Raw genomic sequence first — 16,022 nt, 5'->3', positions numbered from 1 at the left:
GTGAGCATCGAGGCGTCCACCGCGGAGGAGCCCTCGACGACGGTGCCGTCCGTCGCGATCTTCTCCCCCGGACGCACCACGAACCGCATCCCGGGAGCGAGTTCGGCGATCGGGAGGCGGACCTCGACGCCGCCGCGCAGCACGGTGACGTCCTTGGCGCCGAGCTCCAGCAGCGCCGTCAGCGCGGCGCCGGCGGTCCGCTTGGCGCGCGCCTCGAAGTAGCGGCCGGCCAGCACGAACGCGACGATGCCGGCCGCCGCCTCCAGGTAGATGTCGGCCGAGCCGTCACCGCGGGCGAGGCTGAACTCGAAGGCGTGCCGCATGCCCGGCATCCCCGCGTGCCCGAGGAACAGGGCCCAGAGCGACCAGCCGAAGGCGGCCAGCGTGCCGAGCGAGACCAGGGTGTCCATGGTCGCGGCGCCGTGCTTCAGGTTGGTCCAGGCGGCCCGGTGGAAGGGCCAGGCCGCGTAGGTGACGACCGGCGCCGCGAGGGTGAGCGAGAGCCACTGCCAGTTGTCGAACTGCAGGGCCGGCACCATGGCCATCGCGATCACCGGCACCGCCAGGGCGAGCGCGGTGGCCAACCGCTGCCGCAGTGGGGCGAGTTCGTCCGGTCCGGCACCGGCCTCCGCCCCCTGCGCACCGGCCCCCGCCGACCGCGCGGACGGCGCCCGCGCGGTGTCGGGGTCCGGGAGGGCCGCGGTGTAGCCGGTGGCCTCGACGGTGGCGACCAGGTCCGCGATCCGGACGCCGTCGGCCACGACCGCCCGCGCCTTCCCGGTCGCGTAGTTGACCGTGGCCTCGACCCCCTCCATCCGGTTGAGCTTCTTCTCGATCCGGGCCGCGCAGGACGCGCAGGTCATGCCGCCGATCCGGAGGTCCACCTCCGTGGAGGCGGGTGCCTGAGTGGTCATCTGGGCTCCTCGTGGTGCGTCGTCGGTGGCGCCCTCGGCGCGACCGTCTTGCGGGTGCTGCGGGGGCGGGCCCTCGGGACCGCCCCCTTTGATACCCCTCGGGGGTACGGGGCCGGTCAGACCCGGCCGGCCAGCGCGTAGCCCGCGCCGTCGATCGCCTCGCGCAGCGCCTCGTCGTCCGGCTCGGCCTCGGACACGACGGTGACCAGGCCGGCCTCGACGTCCACGTCGACGGCGGTGACGCCCGGCAGGCCCGTCACCGCCCGGCCGACGGCCTGCTCGCAGTGGCCGCAGGTCAGGCCGGTGACCGCGTAGACCGTGGTCACGGCGCCGATGGTGGCGACGGTCGTGGCGCCGGTGGAGCAGGTGCCGGTGGTGGAGCAGCAGGACATGGTTTCCTCCGGAGCGGTCGACGAGCCTGTCGTGATGTCTGTTGTTCGATACCCCCCAGGGGTATCGCTCGGACATAGCTCCATTCATACCCCCAGGGGGTATCCAGCGCAACCCTTGGAGCGCACCGGTCCGGCCCCGCCGCGCCACTCGCCGGATCGACGGGCCTGGCAGGATGGCGGCATGGAACGTGTGCTGGGAGTGGGCGGGTACTTCATGCGGGCCACCGACCCGGTGGCGCTGGGCGCCTGGTACCGCGATTGCCTCGGTCTCGACGCCGACGAGCACGGCCTGTGGCAGCAGGAAGCCGGGCCGACGGTGTTCGCGGCCTTCGAGTCCGGAACCGACTACTTCGGCTCCCCCGCGCAGCGGACGATGCTCAACTTCCGCGTCCGCGACCTGGCGGCGATGCTCGCGCAACTCCGCGCCAAGGGCGCGGACGTGGCCGAGGAGACCCAGGACATGGCGGGCGTCGGCCGGTTCGGCTGGGTCACCGACCCCGAGGGCAACCGCATCGAACTGTGGCAGCCCGGCTGACGGCACCGCCGCGCGGGCGGTGACCGCCGGCCGGAGGTGTCACGGGCCCGGCCGGGGTTCGTCCCGGCCCCACAGCCGCCGGCCCCCGGTCCATCGTGGCGGGGGCCGGCGGGCGGGTCAGGAGGAGCGGCGGGGGCGGCCGCGGCGGGGGGCGCCGGCCTTGCCGGCGCCCGACTTCCCCGCGGCGGGGCGGCCGCCGCCGGACTTCCCGCCGCCGGAGCGGCCCGCGGCCGCGGGCTTGCCGGAACCGGCGCGCGGGCGGCCGCCACCGGCGGCGGCCTTCTTCGGCTGCTCGGCCGCGGGGGGCGTCTGGCCCCGGCCGCGCGAGCTGTTGACCGTCCGGCCGCGGACGATCCCGATGAACTCCTCGATCAGGTCGGTGGTCCGGTCCAGCTGCCAGGCCAGGGCGACCTGCGACTGGGGGGCGTCCGACACCGTCCGGAAGGTGAGGTCCCGGCGGTGGTGGAAGCGGGCGAGCGACTGCGGGACGAGCAGGACGCCGACCCCCGCCGCCACCAGTTCGATCGCGTCCGCGGTGGTGGCCGGGCGCTCGATCGCCGGGCGGCCGGGCAGCTCCGCCCAGCCCAGGGTGTCGTCCAGCGGGTGGAAGACCACTTCCTCGGCGAGGTCCGCGAGGGGCACCTCGTCGGCCGCCGCCAACCAGTGGTCCTTCGGGAACACGACGACCGTGGCCTCGGTGTAGAGCGGGATCGCGCTGAGGCGGTCCCGGTCCACCGGGAGCCGGACCAGCCCCGCGTCGGCGGCGTCGGCCAGCAGCGTCGCCGCGCCCTCCTCCACCGGTACCGCGACCAGGGTGAGCGGGACGTCGGGCAGCCGCTCCTCCCAGACGCGCACCCACTTACCGGGCGTCACGCCCGGAACGTACACCAGTCGGAACGAGGGGTTCGCCTGCATCTCTGTCACGCTGCAAGGCTACCGACCGTGATCGGGGCCGCCACTCACTCGCTTACCCTAGTGACCATGACATCGCTCAAGTCGAAGACGACCCAGACCATGAAGCCGGCCACGGCCGCCAAGAAGCTGGGCATCTACCTCAACGCCGCCCCCGCCGAGTTCCAGGAGGGCGTGGTCTCCCGCGAGGAGCTCAACACCCTGCAGGCCGACCCGCCCGCGTGGCTCCAGGAGCTGCGGCGCAACGGCCCGCACCCCCGCCCGATCGTCGCGGCCAAGCTCGGCGTCTCCGTCTCGGGCCTGGCCCGCGGCGGCGTCACCGAGGCGCTCACCACCGAGCAGATCGAGGCCCTGAAGACCGAGAACCCGACCTGGCTGGAGCGCGAGCGCACCGTCCAGGCCGACGTCCGCAAGGAGGCCGTGCGGATCAAGGAGAAGAACGAGCAGCAGGCCGCCGCGACGCCGCCCGCCAAGACCCGCTGACCCCGCCCGGGGCGGCGGCCTCCTCGCCTTCCGCCGCCCGGTCGCTCCCTGCGCACCGCCCGCGCGCCGACGGCCCGCCGCGGCCGACCGCTCCCGGCCGCCCCTCCGGTCCACCGCCCCGCCCGCGCGGGCAGCCGGGCACCTTCCGCCGCCCCCGGTCACGGCCCCGGCCTGCCGTGGTCGAGCAGCCGGCGCACCAGCCCGTCCAGGTCGAGGTACTCGTGCTCCCGGCCGGGCGGGACCAGGCGGTCGGTGCGCCCGAGGAAGACCCTGACCTCGGCGGCCCGGGCCCGGAGCACGACACTGCCCTCGTCCCCGCCGAGCGCGACCAGCACGGTGCCGGCGTCGTCGCCGGTGCCCGGGCGGACCGCCACGTCGCCGATGCCCGCCTCCCGCGTGGTCCCCGCCGCCAGCAGCTCGCGCGCGAACATCCAGGTGATCGGCTCCGCCCGGTCGACGTGACTGTCCAGGTAGACCGCGTACGGCTCGGCCACGTCGTAGCGCAGTCGGGCCTTCACGCAGACGGTGAGGCCCGGACAGACGACCGCCCGCAGGTCGAGGTCCAGAGCCGTCGCCTCCGCGCCGGAACGCTGCGGGGGGACGTGCGGCGTCTCCCGGCCGGTCATTCCGGTTCTCCGGCGGGACCGGTGGCACCGAGGGCCGGCGGGACGAACCGGGGTGGCTGGACCAGCCGGTGCCACTCCTGGTCGACGTGGCCGGGCACCGTCCGCCCGTAGCCGATCCAGAGGGCGACGAGGTGCGTGAAGATCGGTGCCTGCTCATGAGGAATCGTTTCTTCGCCTGCGAGGGCGAAGGCCTGGAGGTCGTTTCTCATGCCTGGACAACGACGGGCCCCACCTGCGGTAACCCTCCGCCCCCCGGCGCAGTCGCGCGGACCCGTCCGGCCCGGCCCCGCCGCGGCCGGATAGATTGCCGGGACCAGCCACCCCGCCGCCCCCGGGAGCCCCACGTGCTCGACACCACTGACGCCGCCCTCGTACGGGAGCTCCAGCGCGACGGCCGCGTCAGCTACCAGCGGCTCGCCGAACTGCTGGAGATCTCCCGGGAGGCCGCGCGGGCCCGGGTGCAGCGGCTGCTGACCCGGGGCGAGGTGCGGATCGTCGGCATCGTGCCGCCCGCCGTCGCCGGGATCACCACCGTCGCCCACGCCTCCCTGGACGTGGCCGGCCCGGCCCGGCCGGTGGCCGTGGCGGCCGCCGGCCGGCGGGCGGCCAGCTTCGTCTCCTGCACCGCCGGGCGGCGGAGCGTGATCGCCGAGCTCCGGGTGGCCGACGACGCGGCGCTGGAGCGCGAGTTCGCCGCACTGCGGGCGGTGCCCGGGGTGCGCGGCGTCGAGGTGTTCCGCTGCACCGAGCTGGTCCGGGACGCGTACGCGCCGTCCGGGCCGCACCTCCGGACCGGCGCGCTGCCCGCCCTGGACGGGACCGACCGGCGGCTGCTCGGGCTCCTCCAGGCCGACGGGCGGGCCAGCTTCGCGGCGCTGGCGGACCGGATCGGCCTCTCCCAGCCGGCCACCCGGGCCCGGGTGCTGCGCCTGCTGGAGGTCGGCGCGGTGCACGTCACCGGCCTGGTGGAGTCGCGGGCGCTCGGCGTCCGGGAGGCCGCCGGGGTGGGGCTCGGGGTGCTCGGACCGGCACGCGAGGTCGCGGAGGCCGCCGCCGCGCTGCCCGGCGTCAACTACGTGGCCTCGGGCTACGGCCGCTTCGACCTCGTCTGCGGGCTGGACGCCCCGGACCGCCCGGCCCTGCTGCACGGTCTGGAGGCGCTCCGCGGACTGCCCGGCGTGACGCGCTCGGAGTCCTGGGTGCACCTCGACATCGTCAAGGAGTCCTACACCTACGATCTGCCCATCGGACCGGCACTCGACAGCCCTGAACGATGATCGGCAAATGATTCGCAGAATGGGGCCAATTCTCTAGGCGAAATGACAGTCGTGAGCCCTTGACGCTTTCTTTTCACCGCCCTTTCAATGGTCGGACACCTTCCCCGTGAGAGAGTCCGGTCCCCCGATGGCCTCTTCCCCTCCCCCACAGACCGCCGACGGCCCCCGGCCCGCCGGTGCCCCGCAGCCCGCCGGCTCCCCCCGGCCCGCGGTCGAGGCGCTCCCCCGCTCCCTGGGCGTCTTCGGCGGGGTCCTGCTCACCCTGTCCTGCGTCACCCCGGCCTCGTCGCTCTTCATCGTGGTGCCCCCGCTGCTGATGTCGCAGGGCAGCGGCGCCGTGATCAGCCTGCTGATCGCCGCCGTGCTCTCGCTGGGCGTCGGCCTCTGCTACGCCGAACTCGGCACCCTGGTGCCCAGCGCCGGCGGCGAGTACTCGATCGTCGGCCAGGTGCTCGGGCGACTGGCCGGCTGGCTGGTCTTCATGATCTCGATCGTCTCGCTGCTGGTCATTCCGCCGATCATCGCGCTCGGCACCGCCGACTACCTCGGCTCGGTGCTCTCGCTGGACCCGGCGGTCGCCGGCGCCGCCGTGATGGCGCTGGCCGTCGCGGTCGGCGTGCTGGACATCAAGTCCAACGCGCTGATCACCGGCATCTTCCTCGGACTCGAAGTGCTCGCCGCCGGCATCGTCGCGGTGCTCGGCTTCACCCACGTCCACCAGCCGGTCTCCTCACTGGTGCACGCCGTCGTCCCGGACGGGCAGGGCGGCACCGGACCGTTCACCCTCGGACTGCTGGTGTCCGGGCTGGCCGTGGCGATGTTCACGTACAACGGCTTCGGCACCGCCGTCTACCTCTCGGAGGACCTGCGCGACCCGCGCCGCACGGTCGCCCGCACGGTGCTCTGGTCGCTGCTTGCCGGGGTCGTGGTGATCACCGTCCCGGTGGTGGCGATCTGCCTCGGGGTCGCGTCGCCCGACCAGTTGGCCGCCGGTGACCTGGTCGCCATCGTCGACTCCTGGGCCGGCAGCACGGTGGGCACCTTCGTCAGCCTCTGCATCGCCGCCGCGATCCTCAACGCCGTCATCGTCATGGTGATCCAGAACGGCCGGGTGCTGTACGCCTCCGCCCGCGACCGCACCTGGCCCGACCCGGTCAACCGGGCACTCGGCACCCTGCACCCGCGCTGGGGCTCGCCGTGGGTCGCCACCCTCGCGATCGGCGCGCCCGGCGCCGTGCTCGCCCTGACCGTGCCGATCGACGCGCTGCTCGGCTTCACCGGGGTCGTGGTCGCCGTCATCTACCTGCTGCTCGGCGTCGCCGCGCTGCTCGCCCGGCGCGGCCGGCACCGGGGCGCGCCCGCCTGGCGGATGCCGCTCTGGCCCGTGGCGCCCGTGCTCACCACCGTGGTGCTCGGCTACGCGCTCACCCAACAGGCCGGCCGGGACCTGCTGATCACCCTCGCCGTGCTGCTCGTCGGGGTCCTCTACTGGTTCCTCTACCTGCGCCCGCGCAGCGCGACCCACTGGGTGCTCAGCCTCCCGGCCGACCAGGCCGAGGCCCCGCGCGGCGTCGCCGCCGGCCACTCGGCCACCGACCGCACCCCCGCTTCCGCTCCCGCCACCGCTCCGGAGTTCTCGTGAACCGCCCCGCCGACCTGATCGTCCACAACGCCCACGTCCACACCGTGGACGACCGCCGGCCGCGCGCCGAGGCGGTCGCCGTCCGCGACGGCCGGATCGTCCACGTCGGCGACGGCGACGACTGGCGGGCCCTGGCCGGGCCCGGCACCGAGGTCGTCGACGGCCGGGGGCGCCTGCTGGTGCCCGGCTTCGTCGACAGCCACAACCACGTCCGGCTCGGCTCCGACGCCGCCTGCGTCCAACTCGCCGGCGCCACCGACCTGCCCGAGATCGGCCGCCGGATCGGCCGGTGGCTGGAGCGGAACCCCGGCGCCGACTGGATCGAGGCCGAGGCCTTCGACTACACCGCCGTCCCCGGCGGCCGGATGCCCACCGCGGCCGACCTCGACCCCTACACCGGCGACCACCCGGCCCTGGTCCTCAGCTACGACGTGCACACCGCCTGGCTGAACACCGCCGCGCTGCGCCGCCTGGGCATCACCGCCGAGACCCGGGAACTCGCCTTCGGCACCGTCCGGAAGGACCCGGCGACCGGCGAGCCCACCGGGTTCCTCACCGACTTCGCGGTGCGCGGCCTCTCCCGCGACGGGCACCGCGCGCTGCGCGCCGCCGGGGTGCCGTGGGCCGACCCCGAGCGGCAGTACGGGCGGCTCGCCGCCAGCCTCGACATGGCCGCCCGCTACGGCATCACCACCGTCGTCGAACCGCAGAACTCGCTCGACGACCTCGCCCTCTTCGAGCGGGCCATCGCCGAGGGCCGGCTGCGCTCGCGCCTGGTCGCCGCGCTGTTCCACCCGCGCGGCACCACCGCGGCGGAGCTCGCCGAGTTCGCGGCGGCCGCCCGCCGCCACACCGGCGACCGCTTCCGGGTCGGTCCGCTGAAGCTGTACATCGACGACGTGGTCGAGCCGCACACCGCCGCGCTGCTGGAGCCCTACGCGGGCCACCACAGCCACCGGGGCGAGACCTTCTACCCCGCCGAGGAGTTCGCCGAGCTCCTGACCTCGCTCGACGCGGCCGGCTTCCAGGCCTTCGTGCACGCGACCGGGGACCGCGGCATCCGTACCGTGCTGGACGCCGTCGAGCACGCCCGCCGGGTCAACGGCCCGCGCGACGCCCGCCACCAGGTGGTCCACGTCGAGTGCCTCGACCCGGCCGACGTCTCCCGCTTCGCCGAGCTGGGCGTGGTCGCCTGCATGCAGCCCCGGCACTGCTCCCCCGACATCGCCGGCCCCGGCAAGGACTGGGCCGAGGCGGTGGGCGAGGGCCGCTGGTCCAAGGCCTGGCCGATGCGCAGCCTCCAGGAGGCCGGGGCGACGCTCGCCTTCTCCAGCGACTGGAACGTCGCCGAGATGGACCCGCTGGTCGGCCTCTACACCGCCGTCACCCGCCGGGGCCTGGCCGGCGGGGAGCCGTGGATGGAGGGCGAGACCGTCTCGCTGGCCACCGCGCTGCGCGGCTACACCCTCGGCAGTGCCTACGCCAACTTCCTGGACGACCGCCTCGGCTCGCTCACCCCCGGCAAGCTCGCCGACCTCGTCCTGCTCTCCGAGGACCTGTTCGCCGTCGACCCGAAGGCGATCCCGGAGGCGCGCGTCGAGCTGAGCGTCGTCGGCGGGGAGGTCGTGCACCGGGCCTAGGGGGAGTTCGCGCCCGCCCCGGGCGGCGCCGGTCAGCGGCCGACCTCACGGGCCCGGAAGTCCTCGACCGTCTCACGGCGGATCAGCAGGCGGGCCCGGCCGTCCCGGACGGCGGCGACGGCCGGGCGCCCGACCAGGTTGTAGCCGGAGGCCATCGAGAACTGGTAGGCGCCGGCCGCCGGGACGGCCAGCAGGTCCCCCGCCCGCAGGTCGGCCGGCAGGCCGGCGCCCCGCACCAGCACGTCGCCGGCCTCGCAGTGCCGCCCGGCCACGTCCACGCGGGCCGCCGGGGCGTCGGAGCGCCGGCCGACCAGCCGCGCGGTGTACGGGGAGCCGTAGAGAGCGGGCCGCGGGTTGTCGCTCATGCCGCCGTCGACGGCGGCGAAGACTCGGCCGTCCGCGCCGTGCTTGACCGACAGCACCCGGTAGAGCGCCACCCCGGCCGGCCCGGCGACGGCCCGGCCGGGCTCGATCACCAGGCGCGGCACCGCGAGCCCGGCCCCGGCGCAGCGCTCGGCGAGCCGGCGCGGCACCCGGGCGGCGAAGTCGGCGAGGTCGAAGGCGTCGTCCCCCGGCAGGTAGCGGATGCCGTGGCCGCCGCCGAGGTCCAGTTCGGGCAGCTCGACGCCGTGCCGCTCGCGCAGCTCCGCCAGGAAGGCCACCACCGTGTCCACGGCGGCGAGGTAGGGCTCGACCCCGGTGATCTGGGAGCCCAGGTGGCAGTGCAGGCCGACCAGGTCGAGGCCGGGCTGGGCCAGCACCCGGGCGATCGCGTCGGCCGCGTCCCCGCCCTCGATCGGGAGGCCGAACTTCTGGCCGCCGACGCCCGTGCGCACCGCCTCGTGGTGGCCGGCGGCGATGCCCGGAACCACCCGGACCAGCACCCGCTGCGGGGTGTCCGCGGCCACCAGGGCCGCCAGCCGGGCGATCTCCCCCGGTCCGTCGATGACGATCCGGCCGACCCTCAGCCGCCGGGCGAGCCGGAGCTCCTCCGGCGTCTTGGCGTTGCCGTGCAGCAGGATCCGCTGCGCCGGGAACCCGGCCGCGGCGGCCAGCGAGAGCTCCCCGGCGGAGCAGACGTCCAGGCCTAGGCCCTCCTCGCCGACCCAGTCGGCCATCGCGCCGCACAGGAAGGCCTTGGCCGCGTAGAGCACGTCGGCGTGCGGCAGGGCCTGCCGGTAGGCGCGGGCGCGGGCCCGCACCTCGTCCTCGTCCAGGACGTACAGCGGGGTGCCGAACCGGTCGGCGGCCTCGGCCAGGCCGACCCCGCCGACCAGCAGGTCCCCACCGGGGGCGGCGTGCGCCGAGGCCGGCCACGGGCCGCCGGAGGCGGCGGCCCCCGCCGGCACGGGCGCCGCCGCCTCCGGCGCGGGGAGGGGAGCGGGGAGGGGCGCGGGAGCGGGGGCGGGGACGGGGACGGGGGCGGGGGCGGGGGCGGGAAGGACGGTCATGGCGGCGGCTCCTGCGGGCGGGGCGGGCGGGGGCGGGGCGGGCGGGGCGCCGGCGGTGTCCCGCCCGGCGCGGGCGGCGTCAGTCGAGGTACTGCAGGGCGATCCGGCAGTGCGCCGCCCGGCCGCGCCACTGCCGGACGGCCGCCCCGGACGGCTCGTCGCCCTCCTCGTCCGCCCCGGCCAGGACGTCGGGCACCGGGGCGGGGCCGCGGCGACGCGGCGGCACGGCGTCGCGTTCGACGACGGCGAGCGGGCGCCGCACGGCGGTGCCCGCGGTGGCGCCGGGGTGGCCGAAGAGGACCTGGGTGTCGCTCATGGTGGACGTTCCTTCCGAAGTACCGGCGGGCCGCCGGGGTGCGGGCCCGCAGCTCCAGTGGAGCCCCGTCCGCCCCGACCGGGGCCGGCCTTGACGCGGGGCGTACGCACAACAGGCCTTCCTTGACGGCACCTTGACGACCGCCGGCCCGAACGGTGGCTTCCCCTCCTGCTCCTGCTGCCTCCTCCTGCCGCCTCGCTCCCCCGTCGGCGGGAGCCGTCCCGCCCGGTCCGGCGGGGCGGTCGCGGACGCCCCGCCGGCGGTCGGACCGGGCCCGGACAGAATCGTGACCGTCCAGCGGACAAGATATGTCGGCAACCTGCATATACTTTTGCTCGGCAGGTGCGATATACATACGGGGTATGCAAAGCCGGTCCGGCCGGAGGCGCCCCGCCCCACCCGCCGAAGGCTTCCTGATGCCCTGTCTCAAAGGGGGACCCATGTTCGAAACCAGTCCGTCCAGGAACGGCGCCGCCCCGGTGCTGCACCTGGACAACGTCACCCGGGTGCACGGCCGCGGCGCGGCCGAGGTGCACGCGCTGCGCGGCGTGGACCTCAAGGTGCAGGCCGGCGAGTTCGTCGCCGTGATGGGCCCGTCCGGCTCCGGCAAGTCGACCCTGCTCACCCTCGCCGGCGGCCTGGACACCCCCACCACCGGCCAGGTCCTGGTCGAGGGCGTCGCACTCGGCGGCCTGAGCCGCAAGAAGCTCGCCGCGGCCCGGCGGCGCTCGATCGGCTACGTGTTCCAGGACTACAACCTGATCCCGGCCCTCACCGCCGCCGAGAACATCGCGCTGCCGCGCGAACTCGACGGCGTCTCCGGCCGGGTGACGCGCCGTGAGGCACTGGCCGCACTGGAGGAGCTCGGCATCCCCGAGCTGGCCGGCCGCTACCCCGACGACATGTCCGGCGGCCAGCAGCAGCGCGTGGCCATCGCCCGCGCCCTGGTCGGCCAGCGCCGCCTCGTCCTCGCCGACGAGCCCACCGGCGCCCTCGACTCCGCCAACGGCGAAGCCGTCCTGGGCGTCCTGCGGGCCCGCTGCGACGCCGGCGCCGCCGCGATGATGGTCACCCACGAACCCCGGCACGCCAGCTGGGCCGACCGGGTCGTCTTCCTCCGCGACGGGCTGATCGTCGACGAGGGCTTCGGCCGCAGCGTCGAGAGCCTGCAGACCATGGCCGCCCGCCACGGGAACCGGATCGAGGCCACCGGATGAAGCTCGGACCCCTGAAGGTCGCGCTGCGGATCGCCCGCCGCGACGCCCTGCGCGCCAAGGGCCGCAGCGCCCTCGTCATCGCCATGATCTCGCTGCCCGTGCTCGGCGTGGCCGGCGCCGACATCGTCTACCGCAGTGGCCAGCTCGCCCCGGTGGAGCGGGTCGAACGGCTGGCCGGCGGGGCCGACGCGCTCGTCACCGCCTACGAGCTCGGCAGCACCGTCCAGCAGCGCCCGTTCGCCGAGGACGGCGCGCTCGCGATCGGCGTCCGGGCCAACCAGGGACCGACCCCGGAGCAGACCCGCAGCGCCGGCGCCGACCCGGCCGCGCTGCTGAAGGAGCTGCTGCCCGGCTCGACCCTGCTGCCGGCCGCCGCCGGTCTCAACGCCAGCGCCGGCTCGCCCAACGGCCTGGTCCGGACCGAGACCGCCGAGGCCGACCTCACCGATCCGGTCTGGAAGGGCCGGCTCGACCTGGTCGAGGGCCGCACCCCGAACGGCGCGCACGAGGCGGCCGTCACCCGGGAGTTCCTCACCGAGTCCGGCCTGCGCCTCGGTCAGACCACCACCCTCAAGGGGCTGGAGAAGACGCCGTTCACCCTGACCGGCGTCGTGGAGCACCCCGACGACCTCGCCAAGGTCGAGTTCGTCGGCCGCCCCGGCGAGGTCCTCGCCCCGCTGGCCGCGGCCGCGCCGGCCGCCGCCAAGCCCCCGACCGGGGCGGGCGACCGCTCGACCCCGGGCAAGCCGGCCTGGCTGCTGAAACTGCCCGCCGGGGCGACCCTCGACTGGGAGGGCGTCAAGAGGCTCAACCGGTACGGCTTCACCGCGACCTCCCGCGCGGTGGCGCTCGACCCGCCGTCCGAGTCCCAGATCACCTACCAGCGGCTGGAGTTCGGCTCCAGCAGCCCGCTGCGCTCCGACAAGGCCGTGGTGGTCGGCACCGTCGCGGGCATGGCCCTGCTGGAGGTCGCCCTGCTCGCCGGGCCCGCCTTCGCCGTCGGCGCCCGGAGGTCCCGCCGGCAGCTCGCCCTGATCGGCGCGAGCGGCGGCGACCGCGGCCACATCGCCTCCGTCGTCCTCGGCTCGGGCCTGGTGCTCGGCGCGGTCGGCGCGGTCACCGGTGTGGTGCTCGGGACCGGCCTGGTGGCCCTGACCCGGTCGTGGATCGAGGAGACCGGTGGCAGCCGGTTCGGCCACTTCGGCGTCCAGGCGCCCGACCTGCTCGCCATCGCGGTCGTCGGCGTGGTCACCGCGCTGCTCGCGGCCGCGCTGCCCGCCCTCCAGGCCGCCCGGCAGAGCGTCACCGCCGGCCTCACCGGCCGTGACACCGTCAGGCCGCCGAGCCGCTGGACCACCGCCGCCGGCATCGTGCTCTTCGTCTCCGGCGCGGCCGTCGCGCTGCTCGCCGTGGGAACCAACGACGGCACCGGCCGGGTCATCCCGGTCTTCGCCGGCCTGGACAGGATGACCCTGATGGTGCTCGCGGGGTCGGCCACCGCCGAACTCGGCCTGCTCGCCCTCACCCCGGTACTGATCGCCCTCTGCGGCCGGCTCGCCCGGTTCCTGCCGCTCGGCGGCCGGCTCGCCCTGCGCGACTCGGCCCGCCACCGCGGCCGCACCGCCCCGGCCATCGCGGCCGTGATGGCCGCCGTCGCCGGCTCGGTGGCGATCGGCCTCTACACCGCGAGCAGCGACGTCATGGACGCCGCCTCCTACCGGCCGCACAGCCCGGTCAACTCCGTCTCGCTCGGCGTGCTCACCGACAGCCCGCTGCTCCCCCAGGTGCGCGCGGCCATCGAGCAGGACCTGCCCGAGCTCGGGGAACGCGCCGATCTCGGCACCGCGGTCTACTCGTGGTGCGCGGAGTGCTCCAGCAACGTCACCGTCAAGGGCGGGGTCGGCTTCGGCTCCCGGGCCCTCGTCGTCGGCGACGCGACCGTCCTGCACAACGCCTTCGCCGTCCGCGACCCGGCCGCCGAGCAGGCGCTGGCCGCCGGCAAGGCCGTGGTCTTCGACCGCTCCCTGCTCAGCGGCGACAAGGTCGTGCTCCAGCTGACGGGTGGCTTCACCGCCCCGCCGCAGCCGGGTGCCGCCCCGGCGCAGGAGATCCGGGAGATCCCCGTCGACGCCGTCGTGGTCGAGAACCCGACCGCCGCCCGGTACGGGGTCGGCGTCATCGGCACCCGGACGATCACCGGACTGGGTCTCACGACGAAGCCCAGCGGCTCGGTCTGGCTGCCGTCCACCGCGCCGGACCGCAAGGCGACGCAGCGGGCCGCGGCCACCGCCGACCGCATCCTGCCGAGCGCCCTGCTCGACGTGGAGCGCGGGTTCGAGCCGAAGAGCGACGTACCGACCATCGCCCTCACCGGCTTCGCCGCCCTGGTCGTGCTCGGCGCCGCGTGCATCGCCACCGGCCTCGCCGCCGCCGACTCCCGGCGCGACCAGGCGACCCTCGCCGCGGTCGGCGCGCCGCCGGGGATCCGCCGGACCCTCTCCGGCATCCAGTGCGCGCTGATCGCCGTCCTGGGCGCGGCCCTCGGCACGATCAACGGGTTCGTCCCGGCGGTCGCCCTGCTGATGGCCCGTGACGTCGCCAACCAGGCGGGCAGCAGCACGATCGTGGTGCCCTGGGCGAACATCGGGCTCACCACCGTCGCCGTCCCGCTGTTCGCCGGACTGCTGGCCGTCCTGTTCACCCGCGCCGACGCGCCGCTCACCCGCCGGCTCGGCTGAGCCCGCACCGTCCCCCCGGGCGCCGTCCCCCCGCACCGCGCGGGGGGACGGCGCCCGTCCGCACGTCCCGTCCCGCCCGGCGCCCCCGGCACCGTCGTACGCTGACGATCACCCTCTCCCGGCCTCCCGAAGGTGGCGTCTTGAACCGACCGACCGCACCCGTGACCGCCCGCACCGCGACCTCCGCCGACGTCGACGCGATCGTCGCCACCCTGACCTCCGCGTTCTTCGACGACCCGCTCTGGGGCCCGGCGTTCCCCGACCGCGAGCGACGGGCGGCCCAGGCCTCCGCGATGTGGCGCCTGTTCGCCACCTCCGCCCTGCGCTACCCCTGGACCCTGGTGACGCCGAACGTGGAGTCCGCCGCGCTGTGGATCCCGCCCGGCGGCAACGACCTCAGCCCCGACGAGGAGGAGGGCCTGGAGGACTTCCTGGTCGGCATCACCGACCGGGCCACCGCCGACGGCCTGCTCGCGATCCTCGCGGACCTCGAAGCGGCCCACCCGAGAAGCGAACCGCACTTCTTCCTGAGCCTGCTGGCCACCCACGGCGACCACCGCGGCCACGGCTTCGGCATGGGCCTGCTCGCCGAGAACCTGGCCCGGATCGACGCCCTCGGCGCGGCCGCCTACCTGGAGTCCTGCAACCCCGCCAACAACGAGCGCTACGCCCGGGCGGGCTTCACCGAACTCGACCGGATCACCGTCCCGTCCGGCCACACCGTCTCCACCATGTGGCGCCCGGCCCGCCACTGAGCCGCCACCCGGCGCGGCGCCCACCCGCCCGCACCCGGCGCGGGCGGCGCCGTCGCCGGGACCGGGCCCGCCGGACGCCCGGACGGCCCTGCGCCCGGGCGCCGGCCCCGGGTTGACACCGCCTCCGGCCGGGCCCGCGCCTGTGGCCCCGGCGGCCCGGTGGTGGCAGAGTGGCGCCCATGTGCGGCCGATTCGTCTCCACCACCACGCCCCAGGACCTGCTCGGCCTGCTCGGGGTGACCGGCTGGAACCCGGCCGAGACCCTCGCGCCGAGCTGGAACGTCGCCCCCACGGACCCGGTGTGGACGGTGCTGGAACGGGTCGACCGCGAGACCGGCGAACTCGCCCGCCGGCTCCGCCCGGTGCGGTGGGGCCTGGTCCCCTCCTGGTCCAAGGACCCGGCCACGGGCGCCAGGCTGATCAACGCCCGGGCCGAGACGGTGCACGAGAAGCCCGCCTTCCGCTCCGCCTTCGCCAAGCGCCGCTGCGTCCTGCCCGCCGACGGCTACTACGAGTGGGTGCGGGTGCCCGCCGCCGAGGGCCGCAAGGCCTACAAGCAGCCCTACTACCTCCACCCCCGCGCCGGCGGCCCGCTGGTGATGGCCGGGTTGTACGAGTTCTGGCGGGACCGCTCGCTGCCCGAGGACGACCCGGCGGCCTGGCTCACCACCGCCACGATCATCACCACCGACGCCACCGACGCGGCCGGCCGCGTCCACGACCGGATGCCGCTCACCATCGGCCCGGCCGACCTGGACGCCTGGCTCGACCCGGAGCACGACGACCCGGTGGAGCTGCGGCGGCTCCTGCACACCCCGGCCGGGGACGAACTCGCGGTCCGGGCGGTCTCCACCACCGTCAACAGCGTCCGCAACAACGGCGCCGCCCTGCTGGACGCGGTACCGGACCCGGTGGGCCACGGCGACGGGCCGGGCTGACCGAGCACCCGCCGGCGGGCCGCCGGTCCCGGGCCGGGGCACGACGCCCGGGACATGGCCCGGGCGCGGCCGGACGGCGGCCGGGCGGAAGAGACGGCCGGTGCCCCAGGCGGCCGGGACACCGGGTGGCGGAGCTTGGATGGCACGCCCGCCTCGACGGGCGACGTCATCCGTCCTCGCCACCCG

The 16,022-nt window shown here is 75.8% G+C and carries 16 protein-coding genes; 9 read left to right on the top strand and 7 right to left on the bottom strand.

Going from position 1 to position 16,022, the window contains the following annotated elements; translation table 11 throughout:
• Nucleotides 1-914: heavy metal translocating P-type ATPase (locus ACZ34W_RS14330; protein ID WP_465603920.1), on the bottom strand; the 914-nt coding region annotated here is incomplete at its 3' end.
• Nucleotides 915-1,030: 116 nt separating this feature from the next.
• Complete coding sequence (locus ACZ34W_RS14325; RefSeq protein ID WP_329486577.1) at nt 1,031-1,306, bottom strand: heavy-metal-associated domain-containing protein; 276 nt, start codon at nt 1,304-1,306, stop codon at nt 1,031-1,033.
• Between the two features lie 181 nt (nt 1,307-1,487).
• On the opposite strand from ACZ34W_RS14325, the gene ACZ34W_RS14320 reads away from it, so the two are divergent.
• A complete protein-coding gene (locus tag ACZ34W_RS14320; protein WP_329486578.1) occupies nt 1,488-1,841 on the top strand; it encodes a VOC family protein in 354 nt (117 codons plus the stop codon).
• Between the two features lie 117 nt (nt 1,842-1,958).
• Here ACZ34W_RS14320 and ACZ34W_RS14315 read toward each other — a convergent pair whose 3' ends face one another.
• Nucleotides 1,959-2,765: a LysR substrate-binding domain-containing protein gene (locus ACZ34W_RS14315; protein ID WP_465603917.1), complete on the bottom strand. Its 807-nt coding sequence runs from the start codon at nt 2,763-2,765 to the stop codon at nt 1,959-1,961.
• Between the two features lie 57 nt (nt 2,766-2,822).
• Between ACZ34W_RS14315 and ACZ34W_RS14310 the strand changes: the two genes are divergently transcribed.
• Nucleotides 2,823-3,236, top strand: a complete 414-nt coding sequence (locus tag ACZ34W_RS14310; protein WP_465603915.1) for a DUF5997 family protein — start codon at nt 2,823-2,825, stop codon at nt 3,234-3,236.
• 158 nt (nt 3,237-3,394) lie between these two features.
• Here ACZ34W_RS14310 and ACZ34W_RS14305 read toward each other — a convergent pair whose 3' ends face one another.
• Together ACZ34W_RS14305 and ACZ34W_RS14300 are read right to left on the bottom strand one after the other, a co-directional pair.
• Nucleotides 3,395-3,862 (bottom strand): SsgA family sporulation/cell division regulator, encoded by a 468-nt coding sequence (locus ACZ34W_RS14305; protein WP_465603913.1) that lies wholly within the window; start codon nt 3,860-3,862, stop codon nt 3,395-3,397.
• Complete coding sequence (locus ACZ34W_RS14300; protein WP_465603911.1) at nt 3,859-4,071, bottom strand: hypothetical protein; 213 nt, start codon at nt 4,069-4,071, stop codon at nt 3,859-3,861. The genes ACZ34W_RS14305 and ACZ34W_RS14300 overlap by 4 nt, the downstream gene beginning before the upstream one ends.
• A gap of 135 nt (nt 4,072-4,206) precedes the next feature.
• Here ACZ34W_RS14300 and ACZ34W_RS14295 point away from each other — a divergent pair, with 135 nt between their 5' ends.
• From ACZ34W_RS14295 to ACZ34W_RS14285, 3 genes are all read left to right on the top strand, one after another.
• Entirely contained in the window at nt 4,207-5,139 is a 933-nt protein-coding gene (locus ACZ34W_RS14295; RefSeq protein ID WP_465603908.1) for an Lrp/AsnC family transcriptional regulator, read from the top strand.
• Nucleotides 5,140-5,266: 127 nt separating this feature from the next.
• Complete coding sequence (locus tag ACZ34W_RS14290) at nt 5,267-6,781, top strand: APC family permease (protein WP_465603906.1); 1,515 nt, start codon at nt 5,267-5,269, stop codon at nt 6,779-6,781.
• The gene (locus tag ACZ34W_RS14285) at nt 6,778-8,421 is read left to right on the top strand and encodes an amidohydrolase (RefSeq protein WP_329486586.1); all 1,644 of its coding nucleotides are present in this window, start codon (nt 6,778-6,780) and stop codon (nt 8,419-8,421) included. The genes ACZ34W_RS14290 and ACZ34W_RS14285 overlap by 4 nt, the downstream gene beginning before the upstream one ends.
• A 32-nt stretch (nt 8,422-8,453) precedes the next feature.
• On the opposite strand, the gene lysA is transcribed toward ACZ34W_RS14285, so the two are convergent.
• Nucleotides 8,454-9,872: a diaminopimelate decarboxylase gene (gene lysA, locus ACZ34W_RS14280; RefSeq protein WP_465603903.1), complete on the bottom strand. Its 1,419-nt coding sequence runs from the start codon at nt 9,870-9,872 to the stop codon at nt 8,454-8,456.
• Between the two features lie 79 nt (nt 9,873-9,951).
• On the bottom strand, nt 9,952-10,188 hold the full coding sequence (locus tag ACZ34W_RS14275; protein ID WP_329486589.1) for a hypothetical protein: 237 nt from the start codon (nt 10,186-10,188) through the stop codon (nt 9,952-9,954).
• Nucleotides 10,189-10,628: 440 nt separating this feature from the next.
• On the opposite strand from ACZ34W_RS14275, the gene ACZ34W_RS14270 reads away from it, so the two are divergent.
• The 4 genes from ACZ34W_RS14270 (at nt 10,629) to ACZ34W_RS14255 (ending at nt 15,836) form a co-directional block, all read left to right on the top strand.
• Complete coding sequence (locus ACZ34W_RS14270) at nt 10,629-11,405, top strand: ABC transporter ATP-binding protein (protein ID WP_465603901.1); 777 nt, start codon at nt 10,629-10,631, stop codon at nt 11,403-11,405.
• A complete protein-coding gene (locus ACZ34W_RS14265; RefSeq protein WP_465603899.1) occupies nt 11,402-14,143 on the top strand; it encodes an FtsX-like permease family protein in 2,742 nt (913 codons plus the stop codon). The genes ACZ34W_RS14270 and ACZ34W_RS14265 overlap by 4 nt, the downstream gene beginning before the upstream one ends.
• Nucleotides 14,144-14,283: 140 nt before the next feature.
• Nucleotides 14,284-14,898, top strand: a complete 615-nt coding sequence (locus ACZ34W_RS14260) for a GNAT family N-acetyltransferase (protein ID WP_329486592.1) — start codon at nt 14,284-14,286, stop codon at nt 14,896-14,898.
• Between the two features lie 179 nt (nt 14,899-15,077).
• Nucleotides 15,078-15,836 (top strand): SOS response-associated peptidase, encoded by a 759-nt coding sequence (locus ACZ34W_RS14255; RefSeq protein ID WP_359810925.1) that lies wholly within the window; start codon nt 15,078-15,080, stop codon nt 15,834-15,836.
• Nucleotides 15,837-16,022: the final 186 nt, after the last annotated feature.

The organism is Kitasatospora sp. NPDC022856 (assembly GCF_055561235.1).
This window is presented reverse-complemented; position numbering and strand designations above follow the sequence as displayed.

Excerpts from the sequence above, each read along its gene's own strand:
- ACZ34W_RS14275 (WP_329486589.1), bottom strand. The coding sequence starts at position 10,188 with ATGAGCGACACCCAGGTCCTCTTCGGCCACCCCGGCGCCACCGCGGGC.
- ACZ34W_RS14270 (WP_465603901.1), top strand. The coding sequence starts at position 10,629 with ATGTTCGAAACCAGTCCGTCCAGGAACGGCGCCGCCCCGGTGCTGCAC.
- ACZ34W_RS14320 (WP_329486578.1), top strand. The coding sequence starts at position 1,488 with ATGGAACGTGTGCTGGGAGTGGGCGGGTACTTCATGCGGGCCACCGAC.
- ACZ34W_RS14255 (WP_359810925.1), top strand. The coding sequence starts at position 15,078 with ATGTGCGGCCGATTCGTCTCCACCACCACGCCCCAGGACCTGCTCGGC.
- ACZ34W_RS14300 (WP_465603911.1), bottom strand. The coding sequence starts at position 4,071 with ATGAGAAACGACCTCCAGGCCTTCGCCCTCGCAGGCGAAGAAACGATT.
- ACZ34W_RS14310 (WP_465603915.1), top strand. The coding sequence starts at position 2,823 with ATGACATCGCTCAAGTCGAAGACGACCCAGACCATGAAGCCGGCCACG.
- ACZ34W_RS14305 (WP_465603913.1), bottom strand. The coding sequence starts at position 3,862 with ATGACCGGCCGGGAGACGCCGCACGTCCCCCCGCAGCGTTCCGGCGCG.
- lysA (WP_465603903.1), bottom strand. The coding sequence starts at position 9,872 with ATGACCGTCCTTCCCGCCCCCGCCCCCGCCCCCGTCCCCGTCCCCGCC.
- ACZ34W_RS14325 (WP_329486577.1), bottom strand. The coding sequence starts at position 1,306 with ATGTCCTGCTGCTCCACCACCGGCACCTGCTCCACCGGCGCCACGACC.
- ACZ34W_RS14265 (WP_465603899.1), top strand. The coding sequence starts at position 11,402 with ATGAAGCTCGGACCCCTGAAGGTCGCGCTGCGGATCGCCCGCCGCGAC.
- ACZ34W_RS14290 (WP_465603906.1), top strand. The coding sequence starts at position 5,267 with ATGGCCTCTTCCCCTCCCCCACAGACCGCCGACGGCCCCCGGCCCGCC.